Source organism: Nonomuraea sp. NPDC050556, assembly GCF_044457355.1.
Lineage (GTDB): Bacteria > Actinomycetota > Actinomycetes > Streptosporangiales > Streptosporangiaceae > Nonomuraea.
The window spans coordinates 2,287,114-2,306,992 of record NZ_JBITGU010000002.1 but is presented as its reverse complement, the minus strand read 5'-3'; the positions used below and the strand labels follow the sequence as shown (position 1 = coordinate 2,306,992).

Here is a 19,879-nt window from a genome sequence, read left to right as displayed (position 1 = left end):
CAGGCGAGCGGCTCCCCGCGAGCAGAAGATCCAGAATCGGAGGCTAGCGAACAGAGCGCGGTATGTCCTGTCCCCGATTTGTGTCAGGTGATTTCGACAGCGTTCGCGTGATTTGATTCCTCACCGACATGCCAGCCGTCTGCGCAGCCCGACGACCGATTGCGGGATATCTATGGACAATCCGAACCGGACGCCCGTCACGGACATCGGCCAGCGCCTGGCCGAGCTACCGGCGGAGGCGCGCGCCCGGTTGGCCAAACGGCTGGCCGGCACTGCCGTCCAAGCCGCGCCGACCACAAGGGCCCGTAACCGTACGCCGCTGTCTCAGGCTCAGGAGCGGCTGTGGTTCATCGAGCAGATCGAGGAGGGTGCCGTCCACCACAACGACGGCATGCTGCTGATCATGCGTGGCCGACTGGATCTGGACGCGATGGTTCGGAGTATCGAGGCGGTCATAGAACGGCACGAGATCCTGCGTACAGCGTTCGTGGCTGATGCCGATGGCCCGCACCAGGTGGTGAACGCGGCTCGCCCGCTTGATCTCGTCGTATGCGATCTGCCTGACGCGCGGCCGCTACCGGACGACCCGGTACTGCTGGCCTCGTTCCAGGCCGAGATGGCCCGTCCTCTCGACCTGTCCGTCGGTCAGCTGGTGCGCGGGGTACTATTCCGACTCGCGCCGGAGAGCGTCGTGCTCGGCATCACTGTGCACCACCTGGTATGCGACCTGTGGTCGTTCGCGATCTTCGCAGATGAGGTCGGCGAGCTATACCCAACGTTCCTCAACGGCGGGGCCGGTATCGACAAGCCGCCATTGCCCATCCAGTACGGCGACTACGCGGCCGCGCAGCGCGCAGCCCTGACCGGAGAGCAGATCGCCGCTGCGGCCGCCCGCCGTAGCGCCGCCTTACGCGATGCGCCGCCGCTGCTGCAACTGCCCATCTCTGGCACCCGGCCTCCTGCCCAACGGTTCGTTGGCTCAGTCGAGCGGTTCCGCGTCGACAGGGCCACCACTGATCGATTGCGGGACTGGAGCCGCAATCGGGACGCGACACTGTTCATGACGCTGCTCGGCGCGTTCAAGGTGCTGCTGGCGCGGCATACCGGCGTACGGGACATTGTGGTTGCCTCGCCCATCGCGACCCGTCAGCGTCGCGACGTTGACCGGTTGATCGGCTGCTTCCTTAACATGATCGTGATCCGCACTGATGTCGGCGGCGAGCCAACCATGGCCGACGTGGTGGACCGGGTACGCGAGTCCTGCCTGGACGCATACCACGACCGGGATCTTCCGTTCGAGCAGCTTGTGCTCGCGCTGCAGCCCATACGGACTCGGAGCCACCAACCAATCGCCCAGATCGCGTTCGCGTTGCAGAACACGCCTATGGAGCCGCTTCGGCTGCCCGACCTGGAAATCGAGTTCCATAAGGCGGACACCGGGCGGGCACGGATGGACCTTTCGGTCTGGATCACTGAGAACGACCAGGGCCTGATCGGCGAGGTCGAGTACGACCAGAGCATCTACTCGGCGGCTCAGATCCGAGTGGTAGCCCAGCAGATGGAGCGCCTGCTCGCCGCGCTTCCCGGCGCGAGTGACACCGCAGTCTGGGACATTCCGCTACTCACTGAGGCGGAGGTAGAGCTCGTCGCGGTCGGTTGGAACGCCACCACTATGCCGAGTGACTCGCGGTCGGTGCACCAGATCGTGGCCGACCGGGCTACAACGGTGCCGGACACGGTAGCCGTTATAGACGGCGACACGCGGTTGACGTATCGCGAGCTCGATGAGCGGGCGAACCAGCTAGCCCACCACCTCGCTGGGTTCGGCGTCCGGCGCGGCCAGCGTGTTGCAGTGTGTCTGCCGCGCTCGGCCGGCGAGATCGTTGCGATCCTCGCCGTAATGAAGGCAGGTGCCGCGTACGTGCCGCTGCACTCTCACGACCGACCGGAGCGCCGGGACGACTTGATCGCCCAGGCTGGCGCGACCGTCGTCGTGTCGGCCGGAGTGCAGGCTGACGAAGCCTGGCGGCCCGGGCGGCGGGTCATCGACCTGGACGCCGAGGCCGACGACGTGGCGGCATGTCCGCGCACCGCGCCGGACGTGCCAGTCGGACCGGATGACCTCGCGTACGTGATTTTCACGTCCGGCTCTACCGGCAGGGCGAAGGGCGTCATGGTTACTCACCGCGGCTTCGTCAACCGCATGGTGTGGGGACAGGCGAATTACCCGCTCGATAGTACGCACCGGGTGCTGCGCAAGGCGGCACCTGTATTCGACGTCTCGATCGATGAGCTGTTCCGCGCGCTGATGTACGGCGCGGCCTCGGTCCAGATGTCCGATACGCCCGGTTTCGATCCGAGGCGGATCGCGGCAGTGATCGAGGATTACGGTGTGACAGACGCGGACTTTTCCCCCACCGCGCTGCGCCAGTTGCTGCACACCGTCGAGCCGGCGCGACTGGCTTCGCTCCGACGCATCGTGTCTGGTGGGGAGGAGCTTCCGGCGGAGACCGCCCGGCTGATCCGCGACAAGCTCGATGTTGCGCTGTTCAATCTGTACGGGCCGACCGAAGTCTCGGTGTCTTGCACCGCCTGGCCGGTGACCCTCGACGAGCGGCCGGTGGTACCGATTGGACGCCCGATGGGCAACGTGCGCGTATACGTGCTTGACGCGAACGGTCGGCTCGCGTTGCCAGGCGCCGTAGGCGAGCTGTATGTAGGTGGGCCGGGTCTGGCCCACGGGTACTTGGGTGCGCCGAATGCGACCGCGGCGAGTTTTGTACCCGACCCGTTCTCGGGCGATCACGGCGCGCGGCTGTACCGCACCGGCGATCTCGTCCGGTGGGGTTTCCGACCGGGCGACGACCGACCGTGGGCGCAGCCGGCGCTCGAGTTCGTCGGCCGGGTCGACCGCCAGCTCAACCTGCGTGGCTTCCGCATAGAGCCTGCCCAGGTCGAAGCTGCACTGCGCACCCTGCCAGGCGTAACCGACGCGGTCGTCGTGCTCCGCGAGCGGCTGGTCGCCTACCTGGTCACCGCCCAGCAGCCCGACATCAATACAGTCCGGGCGCAGCTGCGTACCCAGCTCCCTGATTACATGTTGCCGAGCGCGTTCGTGGCCATCCCGGCCGTGCCGTACACCGCGAACGGCAAGGTTGCCTTCGCCGAGCTGCCCGAACCGGCAGCATCCGAGTCTGGCATGGCTGGGCGCTACGACGAGCCGCGAGACCAAGTGGAGCGAACGCTGGCCGACATTTGGATCCGGATCCTTGGCCTGCCGCGAGTCGGTATCCACGAGTCGTTCTTCGACCTCGGCGGCGACTCGCTGTCGGCAATTCGAATCCTAGCCAGTGCTGCGGCCGATCTCGGCCGCGAGGTGGAAGTGGCGGCCATCTTTGACAACCCGACGATCGCAGAGCTAGCCCGGCGTTTCGGCAACGACCAGGAGACCACCCGATGACGCTGTCCACCGAGATCGCGGACGCGACGACGTTGGCCGATGCGCTGGCCACTCAGGCTGTGACCCAGCCTAACCATACCGCCGTAACGTTTCTAAGTGACGCGGACGCTATCGATATCGACTATGCGAGCCTAGACGCCCAGGCACGCGCAGTCGGTATGGCCGTGGCCCGGTACGCCGACCCCGGCGACCGTGTCGTGCTGCTGTTGCCTGCCGGCCCCGACTTCGTCGCGGCGTTCTTCGGCGTAATATACGCCGGCGCCGTTCCAGTGCCGCTGGCGGCGCGCGTGAACCGCAGCACCGCGGCGGTGATCGGGCGCATCGTGCGGGACTCGGCAGCCAGCGCGGTCATTACCTCGGCTGCGATCACGGTCAGCCCGGACGTAGCGGCGATCCTGGCTGATCAAGACTGCGGGGTGGTGTGTGTGGAGGAGATACCGCCAGCGCCGGATGACTGGGCACGGCACCATGGTGCTGGCGCTGACCTCGCATTCTTGCAGTACACGTCGGGCACCACCAGCGCCCCCAAGGGCGTCATGGTGTCGCATGCGCACCTACTGCACAACCTCCGAGCAATCCGCTCCTCGTTTGGGTTCACTGAGGAAAGCCGAATGGTGAGCTGGCTACCGCCACACCATGACATGGGCCTAATCGGCACCATCCTGACGCCGGTCTACCTCGGGGTGCCGACAGCGCTAATGGATCCGGCGGCGTTTATCCGTGAGCCCAGCCGGTGGCTGGGCGCGATCAGCCGGTATCGGGGGACGATCAGCGGAGGGCCCAACTTCGCCTACGACCTGTGCGCGGCCCGAACGACCGATACCGACCGGGCTGGCCTGGACCTATCCAGCTGGACTGTTGCATTCAATGGCGCCGAGCCGGTGAGAGCCTCGACGCTGCGCACGTTCGCACGTGCGATGCGCGGCACAGGCTTCCGGCCTGAGGCATTTCTGCCCTGCTACGGTCTGGCCGAGGGCACGCTGCTTGCGGCCGGGCGAGCCGGGACGGCGGATCAGGTCGTGGTCGGGTTTGACGTAGACCAGCTACGAGACGGTATTGCAGAGCCTCCCCGCTCGCCGTTGGCCGACCTCGTCGAGCTGGTCGGCTACGCACCGGTCGATGGCATGGAGATCCGAGTGACCGGACCGGACGGGAAAGCATTGCCCGACGGCCTCCTCGGCGAGATCTGGCTGGCCAGCGACAGTGTGACTGGGGGCTACTGGAATCGACCGGACGCGACAGCGGCCACGTTTGGTGCCGACGGCCGATTCCTGCGTACCGGCGATCTCGGCTTCACTCACGCGGGCAACCTATTCGTTCGCGGCCGGATCAAGGACTGCGTCGTGGTTCGCGGTCAGAACGTGCATCCGGAGGACGTGGAGGCAACGATTCGCGAGGCCTGCACCGACATCGCGGGTCGGATCGCGGTGTTCGGCGTTGATACGTCTGACGGAGAGGCGCTGGTCGCCTGGTACGAGGTGCGCGGTACGCCGGAATCAACCTGGACCGCCGCCATCGCGGCCGACGCCCGTGCCGCAGTGGCAGACAGGCATGGAGTTACGCTGCACGAGATCGTCGGCGTGGCGCCGAGAACGGTGCTCGTAACGACGAGCGGCAAGATACGCCGCACAGACTGCGCGGCCGTTCATGCCGCCGGTACTGCGCGGATTGTGGCACCGGATCCTCGGTCGTCCCCAGTCGGTAGCTCGTTCGTCGACCTCGCCGCCCGCGTCTTGCGTGTTCCGTTGGCAACGCTCGATCCAGTGCGCAGCCTGACCTCGTACGGCCTGGATTCGCTGCGCGCGGCCGAGCTTCAGCACCTGGTGGAGAGCACGACGGGCGTGCGGGTACCGCTGGTTGAGCTGCTGGCCGACCGCGGACTTAGTGATCTGGCAGGCGACCTAGCGACCCTTCGATCCACTCCGGATGACATGCCGGCTGTTGACGACAGCGGCCGCTTCCCGTTGTCCGCCGGCCAACACGCCATCTGGCTCCAGGAGCGCTACGCGGAGTCGGGCGGCAGCTTGAACCTGTCGCGAGCCATCGAGATCACGGGCCTACTCGACGTGGACCGGCTGGCCAAGGCGGTCGCTTGCCTGCCTGCCCGCCACCCGGCGCTCCGCACACAGGTTGTCCTGACCGGTGGTGATCCGGTGCAGGAGCTGGTCGCGGTGCCGCCGGTCACCCTCGACCACTCGGACGCAATCGGTTGGTCCGCGGCAAAACTGGACTCGGCGCTGGCTGCCGAAGCGGCTGACCCATTTACTGAGCCGCCGCTGCTGCGGACAGTGCTGTATCGAGTCGCCGCCGACCGGGCGGTGCTCCAGCTCACCACGCACCACGGTGTCATGGACGTGTGGTCGCTGACTAGGCTCGTCGAATCGCTAGCCGCCGCATACCGGGACAAGGACTTAGGGGAGCCCCCGGAAGTCGGGCCAGCCGACTTCGTCGCTTGGCAGCTCGCGCAGCGTGACCGGTCCGATGTTCGAGCGCGCGCCCAGACCTGGGCGGAGAAGCTTTCCAGCGCGCCAGCCCTGGACCTGCCGACGGACCACCCACGGCCGGCGCTGCGCCGGTTCCGTGGCCGCTCGTACGCGTTCCGGCTGCCCGCCGACCTCACCGAACGCGTCGCGAGCCTGGCGGGACGGGCTGGTGTGAGTGTGCCCGTGGTGCTGTTCGCGGCGTACGGAGCGGTGCTTGGCCGGTTCGCCGGGCAAACCGACCTGACGATCGGCTTTGTCCACTCAGGACGTGTTCGCGCCCGCTTCGCAGATCTAGTCTCATATCTGGCGAATCCGCTCCCGGTCCGGCTGGACGCCGGCGCGGACACAAGGGTGGACGCGTTCCTGCGGGCCGTGTCCGCCGACGTGGTCGCCGCGTCGGACTGTGCCGACATTCCATACCGGGAGCTGGCCGAGGCGGGCGCTCCCGCACTCTCCGCTGTCTTCGCCTACCAGCACGGTCGCGGTACCGACGAGCATGGCCTCGCTCCTTTGCTGATGAATCACACAGGCGAGCTCGCTGGCTGGTCCGATCTGCGGCTGCATGCCCGGCCGGTGCCACACGAGGTGTGCTACTTCGACCTGTCGCTGTACGCCGCGGTTCACCAGGGGGAGCTCCTGGCCACCGTCGACTACGACGCTGACCTCTTCGACCACGAGACCGTCGCGGCCGTGACCGACGCGCTTTCGAGGCTGCTGGCCTCGATGTGCGACAACCCGGATGCGCCTATGTCCACGCGTTCGCCGGCCGGTCCGACGCACGATCAGGCAACGTTGGTCGGACCGGATCTGCGCGAGGTGGACACATGCATTCACAGATTGTTCGAGGATCGGGTACGCACGGCACCCGACGCTCCAGCCGTGCTCAGCGAGGGTGCACCGATGAGCTACGCGGAGTTGAACCGCGCCGCGAACCGGCTAGCGCACCGACTGATCGCGCTCGGCATAGGCCCCGAGGATCGGGTGGCAATCCTGCTACCCCGCTCAGTCGCCAGCCTGGTCGGGGTGCTGGGTGTGCTGAAGTCCGGTGCAGCGTACGTGCCGCTGGACCCGGCGTACCCGACTGAGCGCCTGCGATTTATGGTCGCCGACTCCGGCGCCAGCGTACTCGTGGCCGATCTGGCCGCGGCAGCGAGCCTGCCCGGACCGACCGTGCTCGATCCGAACGACCCGGAGTTGGCGGTTGAGCCGGACCACGATCCGGTCGTCGCTGTGCACCCGGACAACCTTGCTTATGTCGTCTATACCTCAGGGTCCACCGGCACCCCGCACGGCGTGCTCGGTCTACACCGAGGCATCACGAACCGGCAGGTTGACGTGCTGACCCGCTTTCCGTACGCGCCCGGCGAGGTGGGTAGCCACAAGACATCCCTATGCTTTTTCGACTCCGGTGGCGAGATGTTCCTCCCCCTCGTATCCGGCGCGCCGCTAGTCGTTGTACCGGACGACACAGGCCGCGACCCGGTTGCTCTCGTTGGACTCCTCGCTCGGCATGGCGTGACCCGCCTTGTCGCGGTGCCGTCATTGCTGCGCGCGATCCTGGACTCAGTACCAGACGCTGGACGGTTGCTGGCAGCGCTGCGGTACTGCCACTCCAGCGGCGAGGCTCTGCCGACCGACCTGGCCGACCGCTGGCGGGAAGCGCTGCCAGGCTGCACGCTGGTAGACCTCTATGGCTCCTCCGAGGTCTCGGCTGACGTCACGCTCGGTGTGGTGGACGCTCCTTGCTCCGCAGGACGGATTGGCGCCCCCATCGGAAATATGCGGGTACACGTGCTCGACGCGGCTGGCCGTCCGTTGCCCCGGGGGTTTCCCGGCGAAATCTATGTGGCCGGTTCCGGATTGGCCCGCGGCTATCTGAATCAGCCGGCGCTGACTGCAGCACGGTTCACGCCCGACCCGTATGGCCCGCCCGGCTCACTGATGTTCCGCACAGGCGACCGCGGCCGCGTCGAGGCCGACGGCACGCTACGGTACCTAGGCCGGGTTGACCACCAGGTCAAGATCCGCGGCTTCCGGATCGAGCTGGGCGAGGTCGAGTCGGTACTCAGCAGGCACCCGGCCGTCGCTGCGGTCGCGGTTGCCGTGGTTGGCGACGAGGCGGACACCCGACGCCTGGTCGCCTCAGTGGTGCCAGCAGCGCCGGGTGCAGGTAACGCGGACGCTGCTCGGGTGGAAGCCTGGCGAGGGCTTTATGACCGCGTGTACGACGAAGCTGGATCCGACCAGCAGCGACAAGCCAGCGTCTGGACCAGCAGCTTCACCGGACGACCGTTCACCGCGGCCGAGATCGGCGAATGGACCGACCAAGCGGTCGCCCGCGTTCGCGGCTGGCAGCCGCAGCACCTGCTAGAGATCGGTTGTGGCACCGGCAACATCGCGCTCGCCGTTGCACCGGACTGCGAGCGGTATCTCGGTACCGACATCTCCAAGGTGGCGTTGCGGCTGCTGGCCGAGTGGGACCCAGCGGTGGAGACTCGACTCGCCGAGGCGACAGACTTTTCCGGGATAGCGCCGCGCTCGTTCGACACGGTCGTGCTCAACTCCGTCACTCAATACTTTCCCAGTCACCAGTACCTACTCGAAGTGCTGCGTGGGGCAGTCGACGCGGTCACCGATGGCGGACGGGTCTACCTCGGCGACGTGCGCAGCCTGGAGTTGGCCGACGCGTTTTACGCCGCGGTCGAGATCGCTGCGGGCGGTGACGCCGACCCGGCCATCCTTCGCGACCGCGCTGGCCGCCGGCGGATGGAGGACGAGGAGTTGGTCTGCTCCCGTCGCCTTTTCGAGGCACTCCCGGCCACGCTGCCGAGAGTGTTCCGGGTGGAGATCCACCAAAAGCGTGGACGTACCCACAACGAGCTGACCTCGTACCGGAACGACATTGTGCTGCACGTCGGCCAGGCACCGGTCGGGGCGTTCATTCCGGACGATGTCGAGTGGACCGGGCTCGCAGCACTGCGCGAGCGACTGCGCCGCGACAGGGATCGGCCTGTGCTTGTACGTGACGTGCCCAACGCCCGGCTGAACGGTGCCGTGGCTGCGGTCAGGCGGCTCGGGGTAGCCGTCGAGGCCGGCGCCGGACCGGACGCCGATCCCGAGGACCTGTGGCTAGCCGCGCACGCCGCTGGCCGTCGGCTGGACGTGACTGCGGCTGCTTCTGGCATGGCGTACGCGATGGACCTTCGCTTCTGGCCAGTGGGCGACGAGGTGGCCGAAGTCGCCTGGCCGACGAACGACGCCAGTACCGACGAGCCTGTGGCCAATGATCCGCTATGGGCGGCAGGGCGCCGCGCCTTGCGTGGGGCGCTGCACGGCCACGCGCGGGCGGTCCTGCCCGACTTCATGGTGCCGACGATCGAGCTCATCGACCGCATGCCGACGACCGACACGGGCAAGGTCGACCGCGGCGCGGTCGCCCGGCGATGGGCTGCTCAGTCCGTACCGGCGATAGCACCGCGAGCTGGAACGGTGCCGCTGGTCACGGTCGTGATCGACCTGTGGCGGGAGGTGCTCGGCGTGGATGCGGTTGGCGTAGACGACAACTTCTTCGATGTTGGCGGCAACTCTCTGAGCCTGGTACGTGTCCACATCGTCTTACAGCAGCACACCGGCAGGACGTTCCCTCTGGTCGATCTGTACGAACACACAACGATTCGGAAGATCGTCGCATTCCTGTCCGAGGCCGAACCGCTTGCTGCGGGGCCGGGCCAGCCCGGCACGCCGGGCGACCGGCGGGACACGTCTGAGGCGGCCAAGGGCCGCCAGCTGAAGCGCGAACGAATGAGGGGTATCTAGTGAGTATCGAAGATCCTTCGCTGGACATCGCTGTCGTGGGGATCAGCGTCCGCCTTCCGGGGGCGTCGGATACCGGCTCCTACTGGGAACTGCTGCGTGACGGCCGGGAAACGGCGCGCCGAATCACACCGCCGGAACTTGACGCGGCTGGCGTACTCGCGGCCGAGCGTGACGACCCGCGGTACGTTCCTATCTGGTCAGGCATCGAGGGCGCCGAGAAGTTCGATGCTGGCCTGTTCGGCCTTACCGAGCGCGAGGCGTCTCTGCTCGACCCGCAGCATCGGGTGTTTCTGGAGTGCGCGTGGTCGGCACTGGAGGACGCGAGCGTGGAAGAGTTACACCTCGGTGGTCCGGTTGCCGTGTACGCGTCCTGCGGGATCAACCAGTACCTATTCGAGAACCTGCTTCCAAATGCCGAATTGGTACGCGCGACCGGCCGACTGTCTATGTCGGTGTCCAGCGACAAAGACAATATTGCCACCCGCGCCTCGTACAAGCTGGGCCTTACCGGACCGAGCCTGGCCGTGCAGACGAACTGCTCGTCCGCCTTGGTCGGGCTGCACCATGCTGTGAATGCGCTTCTGAACTACGAGGCGGACGCAGCTGTCGTTGGCGCGGCCAGCGTCAAGTGCGCGCTACCGCGCGGATACCGCCATGAGCTGGACGGCGTCAACTCACCGGACGGGCGCTGTCGTTCGTTCGACGCGTCGGCCAACGGCTACTTCGTCGGCGATGGTGCTGGCGCGCTGGTGCTACGCCGCCGCGCCGATGTTGAAGCGAGCGGCGACCGAATCTACGCCGTGATCAAGGCGACTGCGGTGAACAACGACGGCGCCGCCAAGGTGAGCTTCACCGCGCCCAGCCGGTCCGGTCAGGTCGCTGTGATCCGCTCAGCGCTGCGGTTGGCAGCGGTCGAACCGTCCTCTGTACAGTACGTTGAGGCCAACGGCTCGGCCACACTGATGGGTGATGCGATCGAGGTGGCCGCGTTAACCGAAGCCTACGGCGACCGGGCTGACAGCGAGCCGCTGCTCATCGGCTCGGTCAAGCCGAACATTGGCAATCTCGATACCGCGTCTGGGCTTGCATCGCTCGTGAAGGCAGTCCTCGCGCTGTACTACTCGGAGCTACCGGCATCACTGCACTACAAGGAGCCGAACCCGCAGACTGGGCTCGCCGATGGCCCGGTGCGAGTCAACGCCACGCACACCGCATGGCCGGACGTGGATGGCCCGCGACGGGCCGCCGTGAGCAGTTTCGGCGTCGGCGGTACCAACGTGCACGTGATCCTTGAGCAGGCGCCGACTCCGCCGCCGGTTCCAGCCGTTACGCCCCGGCCGGCGCTGCTGCTGTATTCGGGCGATGACGCTGAGGCCGCAGGCTTGGTCCGCGATCGGTTGGCCACCCATCTGGCAGCCACGGGCGACCGGCTTGCCGATGTCGCGTACACGACGCAGGTCGGTCGGCGTGCGCTGACACACCGTGGCTTCGCCCTGGTGCCGACTGGCACCGACCCGGTCGCGGCGCTGGTCGCCTCGGCCGCAAGCCTGGTCGGTGAGCAACCGCAGTTCGGCCTCGTCTTGGCTGGCACGCCGATGGAACTCGCACACCCAGCGCTGACTCAGCGGTGCGGGGCAGCAGCCAGCTCTCTCGGTGGCTTCGAACCAGTGCTCGAGGGTTATCTCACCTGGTATGGCATTGCGCGGCTGCTGGCCGACTGCGGCCTGGAGCTTTCCGCCGCCACCGGTGTAGGTGTTGGTGCAGTGTCGGCCTCAGTAATCGACGGCCGATTGAGTCTGGCCGCCGGTGCTGACGCAATACGTACAGGCAACTACCCCGACCCGGCACCGCTGCCAGGCGGCGTGACGCCGCTGGAGTTCGGCCACGGCGACCTTGAGGCCGAACTGCTGCATGCGCTCGGTACGGCCTGGTCGGCTGGAGTACCGGTGCACTGGTCCGCGCTGCACACGGGCTCGGAACCGCGCCGCGTGGCCCTGCCCGGCTACCCATTCCGCCGCGTCCGCTGCTGGATCGACCCACCGTCGACAATAGCCGACGCGGCAGCGGCCATCGGACCGGTACTGGCCGTGCGGCCAGCAGTACCGACCGCGTTGGTCGCACCGCGAACGCCACTGGAGAATGTGATCGCCGACGTCTGGCGCCGTCGGCTCGGCATTGCCGCGGTCGGCGTGAATGACTCATTTCTGGCGTTGGGCGGCGACTCGCTGAACGCGGCACAGGTGCTCGGCGAGCTCAACGACTTGTTCGTCGTCGAACTTTCGCTGCGTACGTTCCTGACCTCACCGACGGTGGAGGAGCTGGCCATCCTCATCGACAACCAGTTGCGCGAGGCAGCCGAAATTCGGGCGGCGTTCGCGGCCGAAACATTGGACGAGGGAGATCCGCGATGAGCTTCGTCGACTTCGTCTCGGTGGTTCCACGCGTCGCCGACCTGCGCTCGTACACTGCGAACGCGCGCCAAGTTATCCGCTGGAGCGACGAGGCAGGACTGGACGGAATCCTGCTGTTCACCGGCGCTGGCGCGGTCCTCGACCCGTGGCTGGCCGCGTCCGCGGTTCTGGCCGAGAGCCGGCTGCACCCGCTGGTGGCGGTCAACCCGATTTACATGCACCCATACGCCGCCGCGCGTATGGTTCAGTCGCTAGTAGACCTGTACGGGCGGCGGATCGACCTCAACTTAATTACGGGTACCGCGTTGCGCGACATGGCGGCTCTTGGTGACACGGTGGCTCACGACGAGCGGTACGCGCGGCTCGGCGAGTATGTCGACGTGATGTGCGGCGTGCTTGGCAGCCCCCGGCCCTACAGTCTGGACGGCCGGTACTTCCGGGTGTCGCACCTGCAGCTCACACCGCCGGTCCCAGCCGGGTTCGCACCGCGTCTCTTCCTTGCCGGACAATCGCCGGCCGCGATGGAATTGGCCGCGCGCGTTGGCGCGCGCAGTATCCGGATGCTGCCGAAAACTGGTACCTGCGACGCTGGCGCGCTGCATGTAGGGATCGTAGCCCGTCCTGACAAGGAAGACGCTGTTAAGGCAGCCTACGCAGCGTTCCCACCCGATGAGACGGGCCGCGATCTGGTCGAGGCAAGCATGGCGCAGACCGACTCGGTGTGGAAGACGCGACTATACGAGGCCGCCGACGGCTACGCCGACGGCGGCATGTACTGGCTGGCGCCGTTCCGTTCCGGCCAGGCCGACGGGCCGTATCTGGTCGGCGACTATATGGCGGTGGCCGACAGGCTCACAGAACTGGCTGCGGCCGGGGTGTCGACTTTCGTCGTCGACACGCCCGTCGAGGAGGCCGAATACTTGCACATTGCCGAGGTGGCCCGGCTGGTCCGCTCGCGCCTCGCCGGATCTGGGAGTGAGGCCCGCTCATGACCTATACGCCCGACCAGCAGGTCTACACACGACCGGACGTCGCGCTGGAACCGCTGGTGCACCAGTACTATGCCTGGCTGAACCTGGTCGCTCCTGGTCCTGCGGCGATGAACTTCACCAAGCTGCATCTGCCACTGCTCGAGTCGTTTCAGCAAGCGCCGCAGATGCACCAGCGGTCTGCGCGTGACCCGAAGTTGCGTGGCGGCATGTTCGTCGACCTGCCGGATGAGTCGATCTCACAAGTCGAGGCCTTGACCGCCCGCATTGGGGCCTCTGCCTTGCCGGAGTTGGCCGCGGCCCTGGACCAGCTGGCTGTCGCGCTGCCAAAGCTCGCCGATGGCTTTGACCTGACGCCAGCGTATGCGCACGTACCGCAGCCATTACGCGGCCTAGTCGAGCTCGTCTACGACCTGAGCGACCAGGCTCGCGTCCGGCTGGCCGAGAAGATGATGTATCGCGCATACTTCGACGAGTCCGCGCACGCGGTGGATCTGGCCCGCTGTCTTGACGATGATCGCCCATTCGCGATGACCACGCCGCGGTTCCCAGGCCGCGGCCATCTGCAGACGCGGATGCCGCTGCGCGACGGACGCATAGACGAGCTGTTCGCGGCGATGTCCAGCCCCCGGCCGTTCGGAGAACTGTGCACCGCGTTTGAGGTGCCTGAGGCGGAACGGGAGACGTTCGCGACACTGTTCGACACTGAGTGCGGGCTGCACGTGGATCGTAACGGAGTGGCTGGCACTGAGCGGATCCGCTACTTCGGTCACGCCTGCGTCGTTGTAGAGACCGGCGGGACGACCGTGATGACCGACCCATTCATTGCCGACAACGGCGGCGAGGACCGGTACTCGCATGCGGACGTACCCGACTTCATCGACTACGTGATCATCACGCACGGTCATCAGGACCATCTGGAACTCGGCACACTGCTCAAGCTGCGTCACCGGATCGGCACCATGGTAGTGCCGAAGACGACCAGCGGCGCCCTACAAGATCCATCGCTGCGGCTTTGCCTGGAGGCGCTGGGCTTCCCGCGTGTAGTTGACGTGGAGCCGGGCGACATTCTGCCGTTCGCAGGTGGCGAGATTGTGGTCTGCCCATTCGTCGGCGAGCATTGTGACCTGGACATCGGTGCCAAGGTGACCTACGCGGTGCGCACCGGTGCCCGGACGCTCTACTTCGGCGCGGACAATCGCGGCGTGGACGCGAAACTATTTGAACGCATTCACGAGCTTATCGGGGACGTGGATCTCGCGTTTCTCGGCATGGAATGCGACGGCGCACCGCTGTCCTGGCTGTACGGACCGCTGTTCTCCCGTCGCCTGGATCAGAAGATGAGCCGTACCCGCAAGCTGAACGGCTCCGATGCGGCTGAGGCGATGGGCATCATCCGTGGACTGCGAGCTGTCCGAGCACACATCTACGCGATGGGCCGCGAGCCGTGGTTAGGTTTCGTCATGGCGACCAGCTACACGCCTGAGTCGTATCAGCTGCGGCAGATGGCCGAATTCTTCGAATCATGCGCGGCGATCGGGGTACCGGCCAGCGAGCTCTACGGTCGAGCGGAGCTGTCATGAGCGCATGGACGTTGAGGTCCCAGTATGTTCCGGTACGTGATGGCACTCGGCTGGCCGTCTACCTATTCCTTCCGGCGCAGGCGGGGCCGTACCCAGTGGTGTGGGCACATGATCGGTACCACCAGGTCACGCCTCGAGCGCAACGCGAGGACCACCTGGCCGCAATACGCAGGCAGCTCGCCGATGAGTCGGTCGCTGATCTGGGCATCGACGAGGTGTCCCCTATGGATATCTCCCTGCGCAGCTTCCCACTGGCTGAGCGGCTGATCGGGCACGGGTACGCGGTCGCGGTGGTGGACAGTCGTGGAAGTGGCGCGTCGTTCGGGTGCAGCGACGGCCCATTTGCCGTGGCCGAGATGAACGATGTGTACGACGTCACGGAGTGGCTCGCTGCCCAACCTTGGTGCACCGGCAGGGTCGGAATGTTTGGCCGTTCATATCTAGGCGTGTCGCAGTATCTTGCGGCCATAGCTGCGCCGCCCAGTCTGTGCGCGGTGTTCCCCCAGATGGCGTTGTACGACCTCTACTCATTTGCATACGACGGCGGAATCTTCCGCGGTGACTTCGCCCGCGCCTGGGGCGCCGATGTGGCCTACCTGGACCAGGCCGGCCCGGTCGCGCCGTTGGACGACGATCCGGACGGAGCGCTGCTGGCCGCCGCTCGCGCTGAGCACACCGGCAACCGGGACGTGTATGGCATGTTCGCCTCGCTGCGTGACCGCGACGCGGCACTGCCAGGCTCGACCGAGCGGCCGTACGTGACCCGCAGCCCGGCTGCCATGATCGAGGCGATCCGAACCAGCCATGTCGCGATTCACCACCTCGGCGGCTGGTATGACGTGTGGGCCCGGGACGCGGTTCGCTGGGCCGAGGCGCTGCCCGCGCCGCACCGGGTGACGATCGGACCGTGGCCACACACCGGCGGTCTGATGGGCGGGGCTGGTCTGAATCTGGCTGACGAGCACGTACGTTGGTTCGACCACTGGCTGAAGGGCGTCGACAACGACGTTACCGATGGCCCGCGGATCCGGTACGCGATCGACGGCGCACCCGGCTGGGTGACGACCGATACCTGGCCACCGCGCGATGTGGAATCTCAGCAGTGGGAGCTTGGCATCGGCGGCTGGCTGGCACCGGAGCCAGGCCCGGCCGGTATCGGACAGTACCCGGTTGACTACGCCACTACGACCGGCCGCACAAGCCGGTGGGCCAGCGGCTACGGCGCCCCGTACGACTACCCGAACCTGGCTGGCAACGATGCCCGGGCGTACACCTACACCTCGGCGCCATTGGACCGGGACTTCGATGTCGTCGGTGAGCCGGTGCTGCACCTGACACTCTCAGCACCGCAGCCGGACGTACATGTGTTCGCGTACCTAGAGGCGGTCGCATCCGACGGTACGAGCCGGTACGTGACCGAGGGGTGCCTGCGGCTGGGTCCGGATACCAAGGTGACGATCACACTACATCCAGCCGCGTATCGGTTCGCTGTCGGCACTCGGTTGCGGCTCGCGCTGACCGGTGCCGACGCGGACAATGCCGAGACGCCAATACGCCATCCGGCCCCGGTGCTCGCCGTTCGGCACGGTACCGAGTGCAGCGCACTGACGTTGCCTGTACGTACCGCACCGACCAGTGTGGCGCTCACGACCGCCCAGCGTGGGATCTGGCTGGCAGAACAAGGCGGCGATACTGGCTGGAGTTACCATCTCGGCGCCGCGTACGAGATGTCCGGCCCAGTCGATATCGACGCGCTCGCCAACGCGTTGGACGAGGTCGTCCAGCGGCACAAGGCGTTGCGTACCACGATTTGTGAGGTCGACGGCGAGCTGGTCGCACGAGTACATTCGCCAGCTCGGCTGGACTGGACTCGACTAGACCTGCGCGGCCTTGCGGCGGATCAAGACTGGACCAGGGACGACCGCGTACGGCAGATCACGCGCACGCAGTTCGACCTTGGCCGGGAGTGGCCGATACGGGCCGCCACCGCACGCCTGGTCGACGGTGGCATTGGCCTCATCGTGGTCCTGCATCATGTGGCGGCCGACCCGGTCGCGGCTGAGATCGTACTGTCTGAACTCGCCACCCTTTACGCGGCGTACGCCGACGGGAAGCCCTCGCTGCTGCCGCCGGTGGTCAACCAGTATGTCGACCTCGCCCGCGAACAGGCTGAATGGATGGCGGGGCCGGACTTTAGGGCTCGATTGACGAGCCAGCTCGAGGCTTTGTCCGGTGCACCGGACGTGGTCGCGTTGCCGTTGGACCAGCCGCGTCCGGACCGGGCCGACCATCGTGGCGGTACTATCGCGTTCGAACTCCCGGACGCAACCAAGCGTCACGTCGAGGCGCTCGCCGCTGATGCGCGAACGACGCCGTTCGCCATACTGCTCGGCGCGTTCGCACACACATTGTCCCGGTATGGTGCTGGCAACGATCTGATCATCGGTACGCCTGTGGTGGATCGGGCGGAAGATACGGCCCAAGGCGTCGTCGGCTGCCTGGCCAACCTTGTGCCAATACGTCTGCGCCTCAACCTGCACGGTTCGGTCGGAGACTTGCTATCCGGTGCACGGGCGGCGGTGCTTACGGCGTTGTCCAGCCGGGCAGTGCCATTCGACGCACTCGTGGCCGCGTCCGGCGTCAAGCGGGATCCGGCTGTGGCTCCCTTTGTGCAAGTATCCTTCCGGCTCGGCACCCGGCTTGCTGATACCCACAAGCTCGGCGATGTTGAGCTGCGTCGGGTACCGATGGACGAGGGCGCCTCGAAGTTTGATCTGTCACTCGCGGTGGACTCCATCGGCGACAGGTACGAAGGCGCGCTGCATTACCGCTCGACACTGTTCAACGCGGATACGGCAAGCCGGATCGCGGAAACGTTCCTCGCCATGCTCGATCAACTCGAGCCCGAAGCGAGTCTGGCCGACCTCGATACGGTCAGTCGCCGCGACCTAGGCCTGATGTTCGGGCGTTGGCAGCCGGTACTCCCACCGGATGGTTCGCCCCGGCTGGCCCGCTGCTACGTGCTGGACGCAGCTCGCTGTCCGGTTCCCATCGGTGGCGTCGGAGAACTGTACGTCTCCGGTGAAGGCTCCCTTGCCGACCCGTATGCTGACGAGCCGGGCACTACAATGCACGCCACTGGCGTGCGAGCCCGATGGACCGGCGACGGCAGGCTCTCGGCCATGCCGACCGTCAACCGCGTGGATACAACGATACCGGTAGCCGCTGCCGAGGATGATCCGCTCCGCGCGGAGATCGCCCAACTCTGGGCGGAGCTGCTCGCCATCCCATCCGTCGGTAGCAGCGAGGACTTCTTCGATCTCGGCGGTGACTCGTTGTCGGCAATCAGGCTGATCGGCAGGCTACGCCGCGCGTTCAATGTGCGGCTCACGCTTAGGGACGTGTTCGCTGCACCGACACCGGCCGCACAGGCGGCGCTAATCGCAGAGCGGAGGGCAGTATGACCGGGCCAGTGTTCTACCCATGGTCAGCACAAGCGTCGATGGCACCGGTTCGCGTGGCTGGGGCGGCTGGATGCGAGTTCTGGGACGACAGCGGCCAGCGCTGGATCGACATGCACGCCCAACTGGCCAACCTGCACCTCGGGCACCAACATCCAGCGATGGTGGCGGCGATCTCGAACCAAGCGGCACAGCTGTGCACGATCGCGCCGTCCTTCGCTGTAGATGTGCGGGAGGAGGCAGCCTTGGCCATTCTCGAGGTAGCTCCACCCGGAGCGGCTTCGGTCTTGTTCACCAACGGTGGTGCCGACGCTAACGAGCACGCGCTGCGGATGGCCCGGGTGCACACCGGTCGGCCCAAGATCCTGGCTGCGTACCGTTCGTACCACGGCGGAAGCGAAGGCATGCTCGGCGTGACTGGTGACCCGCGCCGCTGGCCGGTCGATACGGGCGCCACGCCAGTCGTTCGGTTCTTCGCCCCCTACCGGTACCGAAGCGAGTTTGGCGCCTCGACTGACGCCGAGGAGTGTGAACGAGCACTGCAGCACCTGCGCCGGGTGATCGAGATGGACGGACCAGAATCATTTGCCGCACTGATCATCGAGCCGGTGGTCGGCAGCAACGGGGTGCTGGTCCCTCCGCAAGGATACCTGGGTGGCGTGCGCAGGTTGTGCGACGAGTTCGGTATCTTGCTCGTTGCCGACGAAGTCATCACCGGGTTTGGCCGCTGCGGCACGTGGTTCGGCGTCGATCTATGGAACGTCACCCCTGACCTGATCACCTTCGCTAAGGGCGTCAACTCGGGCTATGTGCCGGTCGGGGGCGTGATCATCTCCGAAAGGGTCGCTGCTACGTTTGCCCACCGTGCCTATCCTGGCGGCCTGACATACTCGGGTCACCCACTGGCCAGCGCATCCATTGTCGCGTCACTCGCCATCCTGCGCGGCGAGGGCTTGGTCGATCGGGCGGCTAAGCTGGGGCAGGACGTTGTCGGCCCCGCGCTGGATGCTCTGCACCAACGCCACTCTATCGTCGGGGAAATCCGCGGCGTTGGACTGGCCTGGGCGATCGAGCTGGTCACGGACCGAGCCACGCGTGAGCCGTATGCACCGTACGTCGCGCCCGGGCCGCTCACTGAGCGAATGCGGACAGTGCTGCGCGAGTGCCAGGTCCGCGGAGTATGGCCCCTTGCCGCAGCCAACCGACTGCACCTGTTTCCGCCGCTGATTATCACAGAGAACCAGCTCACGACTGCGATCGATGCGATCGACTCTGCTCTCACTGCCATTGAAAACCAGGAGGACGTGTGACACCGGCTGACACCAAAGTGGTCATCAACCATGAGGAGCAGTATTCGATCTGGCCGATGAATCGGCCGAACCCGACCGGATGGATCGACGAGGGTTTCACTGGCTCGCGCGAGCAGTGCCTGGGCTACATCGGCGAGGTGTGGACCGATATGAGGCCCCTGAGCCTCAGGGTCGCGATGTCGGACTTGTAAGACGCCGTACGGCTGTCGGCGGAGGCGTTTGCTTGGTGATGTGGTTCACGCTCGCGAAGATCACAGTCTCGCTCCGAGCGTTCACCGATGGCCCTGTCGACCTGGGTCGCAGCTGCGCCGAGTCCGCGCCCAACCTGCTGTACACATGCGCCAACGGGATGCTTGGCGACGGCGA

General features: G+C 66.4%; 8 protein-coding genes. All 8 read left to right on the top strand.

The window, feature by feature from the left end; genetic code table 11:
* Nucleotides 1-172: 172 nt before the first annotated feature.
* From ACIBG8_RS29075 to ACIBG8_RS29040, 8 genes are read left to right on the top strand one after another with little or no spacing between them, the layout of a single operon-like run.
* Entirely contained in the window at nt 173-3,460 is a 3,288-nt protein-coding gene (locus tag ACIBG8_RS29075) for an amino acid adenylation domain-containing protein (protein ID WP_397346115.1), read from the top strand.
* Nucleotides 3,457-9,759: an amino acid adenylation domain-containing protein gene (locus ACIBG8_RS29070; RefSeq protein ID WP_397346114.1), complete on the top strand. Its 6,303-nt coding sequence runs from the start codon at nt 3,457-3,459 to the stop codon at nt 9,757-9,759. The genes ACIBG8_RS29075 and ACIBG8_RS29070 overlap by 4 nt, the downstream gene beginning before the upstream one ends.
* Entirely contained in the window at nt 9,759-12,170 is a 2,412-nt protein-coding gene (locus ACIBG8_RS29065) for a beta-ketoacyl synthase N-terminal-like domain-containing protein (RefSeq protein ID WP_397346113.1), read from the top strand. Before ACIBG8_RS29070 ends, ACIBG8_RS29065 begins: the two co-directional genes overlap by 1 nt.
* Complete coding sequence (locus tag ACIBG8_RS29060) at nt 12,167-13,162, top strand: LLM class flavin-dependent oxidoreductase (protein WP_397346112.1); 996 nt, start codon at nt 12,167-12,169, stop codon at nt 13,160-13,162. The genes ACIBG8_RS29065 and ACIBG8_RS29060 overlap by 4 nt, the downstream gene beginning before the upstream one ends.
* Nucleotides 13,159-14,742, top strand: coding sequence for an MBL fold metallo-hydrolase (locus ACIBG8_RS29055; protein ID WP_397346111.1), 1,584 nt, complete (start codon nt 13,159-13,161; stop codon nt 14,740-14,742). Before ACIBG8_RS29060 ends, ACIBG8_RS29055 begins: the two co-directional genes overlap by 4 nt.
* Nucleotides 14,685-18,206, top strand: coding sequence for a CocE/NonD family hydrolase (locus ACIBG8_RS29050; RefSeq protein ID WP_397346110.1), 3,522 nt, complete (start codon nt 14,685-14,687; stop codon nt 18,204-18,206). Before ACIBG8_RS29055 ends, ACIBG8_RS29050 begins: the two co-directional genes overlap by 58 nt.
* The gene (locus ACIBG8_RS29045; RefSeq protein WP_397346109.1) at nt 18,203-19,513 is read left to right on the top strand and encodes an aminotransferase class III-fold pyridoxal phosphate-dependent enzyme; all 1,311 of its coding nucleotides are present in this window, start codon (nt 18,203-18,205) and stop codon (nt 19,511-19,513) included. Before ACIBG8_RS29050 ends, ACIBG8_RS29045 begins: the two co-directional genes overlap by 4 nt.
* Complete coding sequence (locus ACIBG8_RS29040) at nt 19,510-19,704, top strand: MbtH family protein (RefSeq protein ID WP_397346108.1); 195 nt, start codon at nt 19,510-19,512, stop codon at nt 19,702-19,704. Before ACIBG8_RS29045 ends, ACIBG8_RS29040 begins: the two co-directional genes overlap by 4 nt.
* Nucleotides 19,705-19,879: the final 175 nt, after the last annotated feature.

What these genes read in the sequence shown, in the direction of transcription:
- ACIBG8_RS29075 (WP_397346115.1), top strand. Translation starts at nt 173, where the DNA reads ATGGACAATCCGAACCGGACGCCCGTCACGGACATCGGCCAGCGCCTG.
- ACIBG8_RS29070 (WP_397346114.1), top strand. Translation starts at nt 3,457, where the DNA reads ATGACGCTGTCCACCGAGATCGCGGACGCGACGACGTTGGCCGATGCG.
- ACIBG8_RS29060 (WP_397346112.1), top strand. Translation starts at nt 12,167, where the DNA reads ATGAGCTTCGTCGACTTCGTCTCGGTGGTTCCACGCGTCGCCGACCTG.
- ACIBG8_RS29055 (WP_397346111.1), top strand. Translation starts at nt 13,159, where the DNA reads ATGACCTATACGCCCGACCAGCAGGTCTACACACGACCGGACGTCGCG.
- ACIBG8_RS29050 (WP_397346110.1), top strand. Translation starts at nt 14,685, where the DNA reads ATGCGCGGCGATCGGGGTACCGGCCAGCGAGCTCTACGGTCGAGCGGA.
- ACIBG8_RS29045 (WP_397346109.1), top strand. Translation starts at nt 18,203, where the DNA reads ATGACCGGGCCAGTGTTCTACCCATGGTCAGCACAAGCGTCGATGGCA.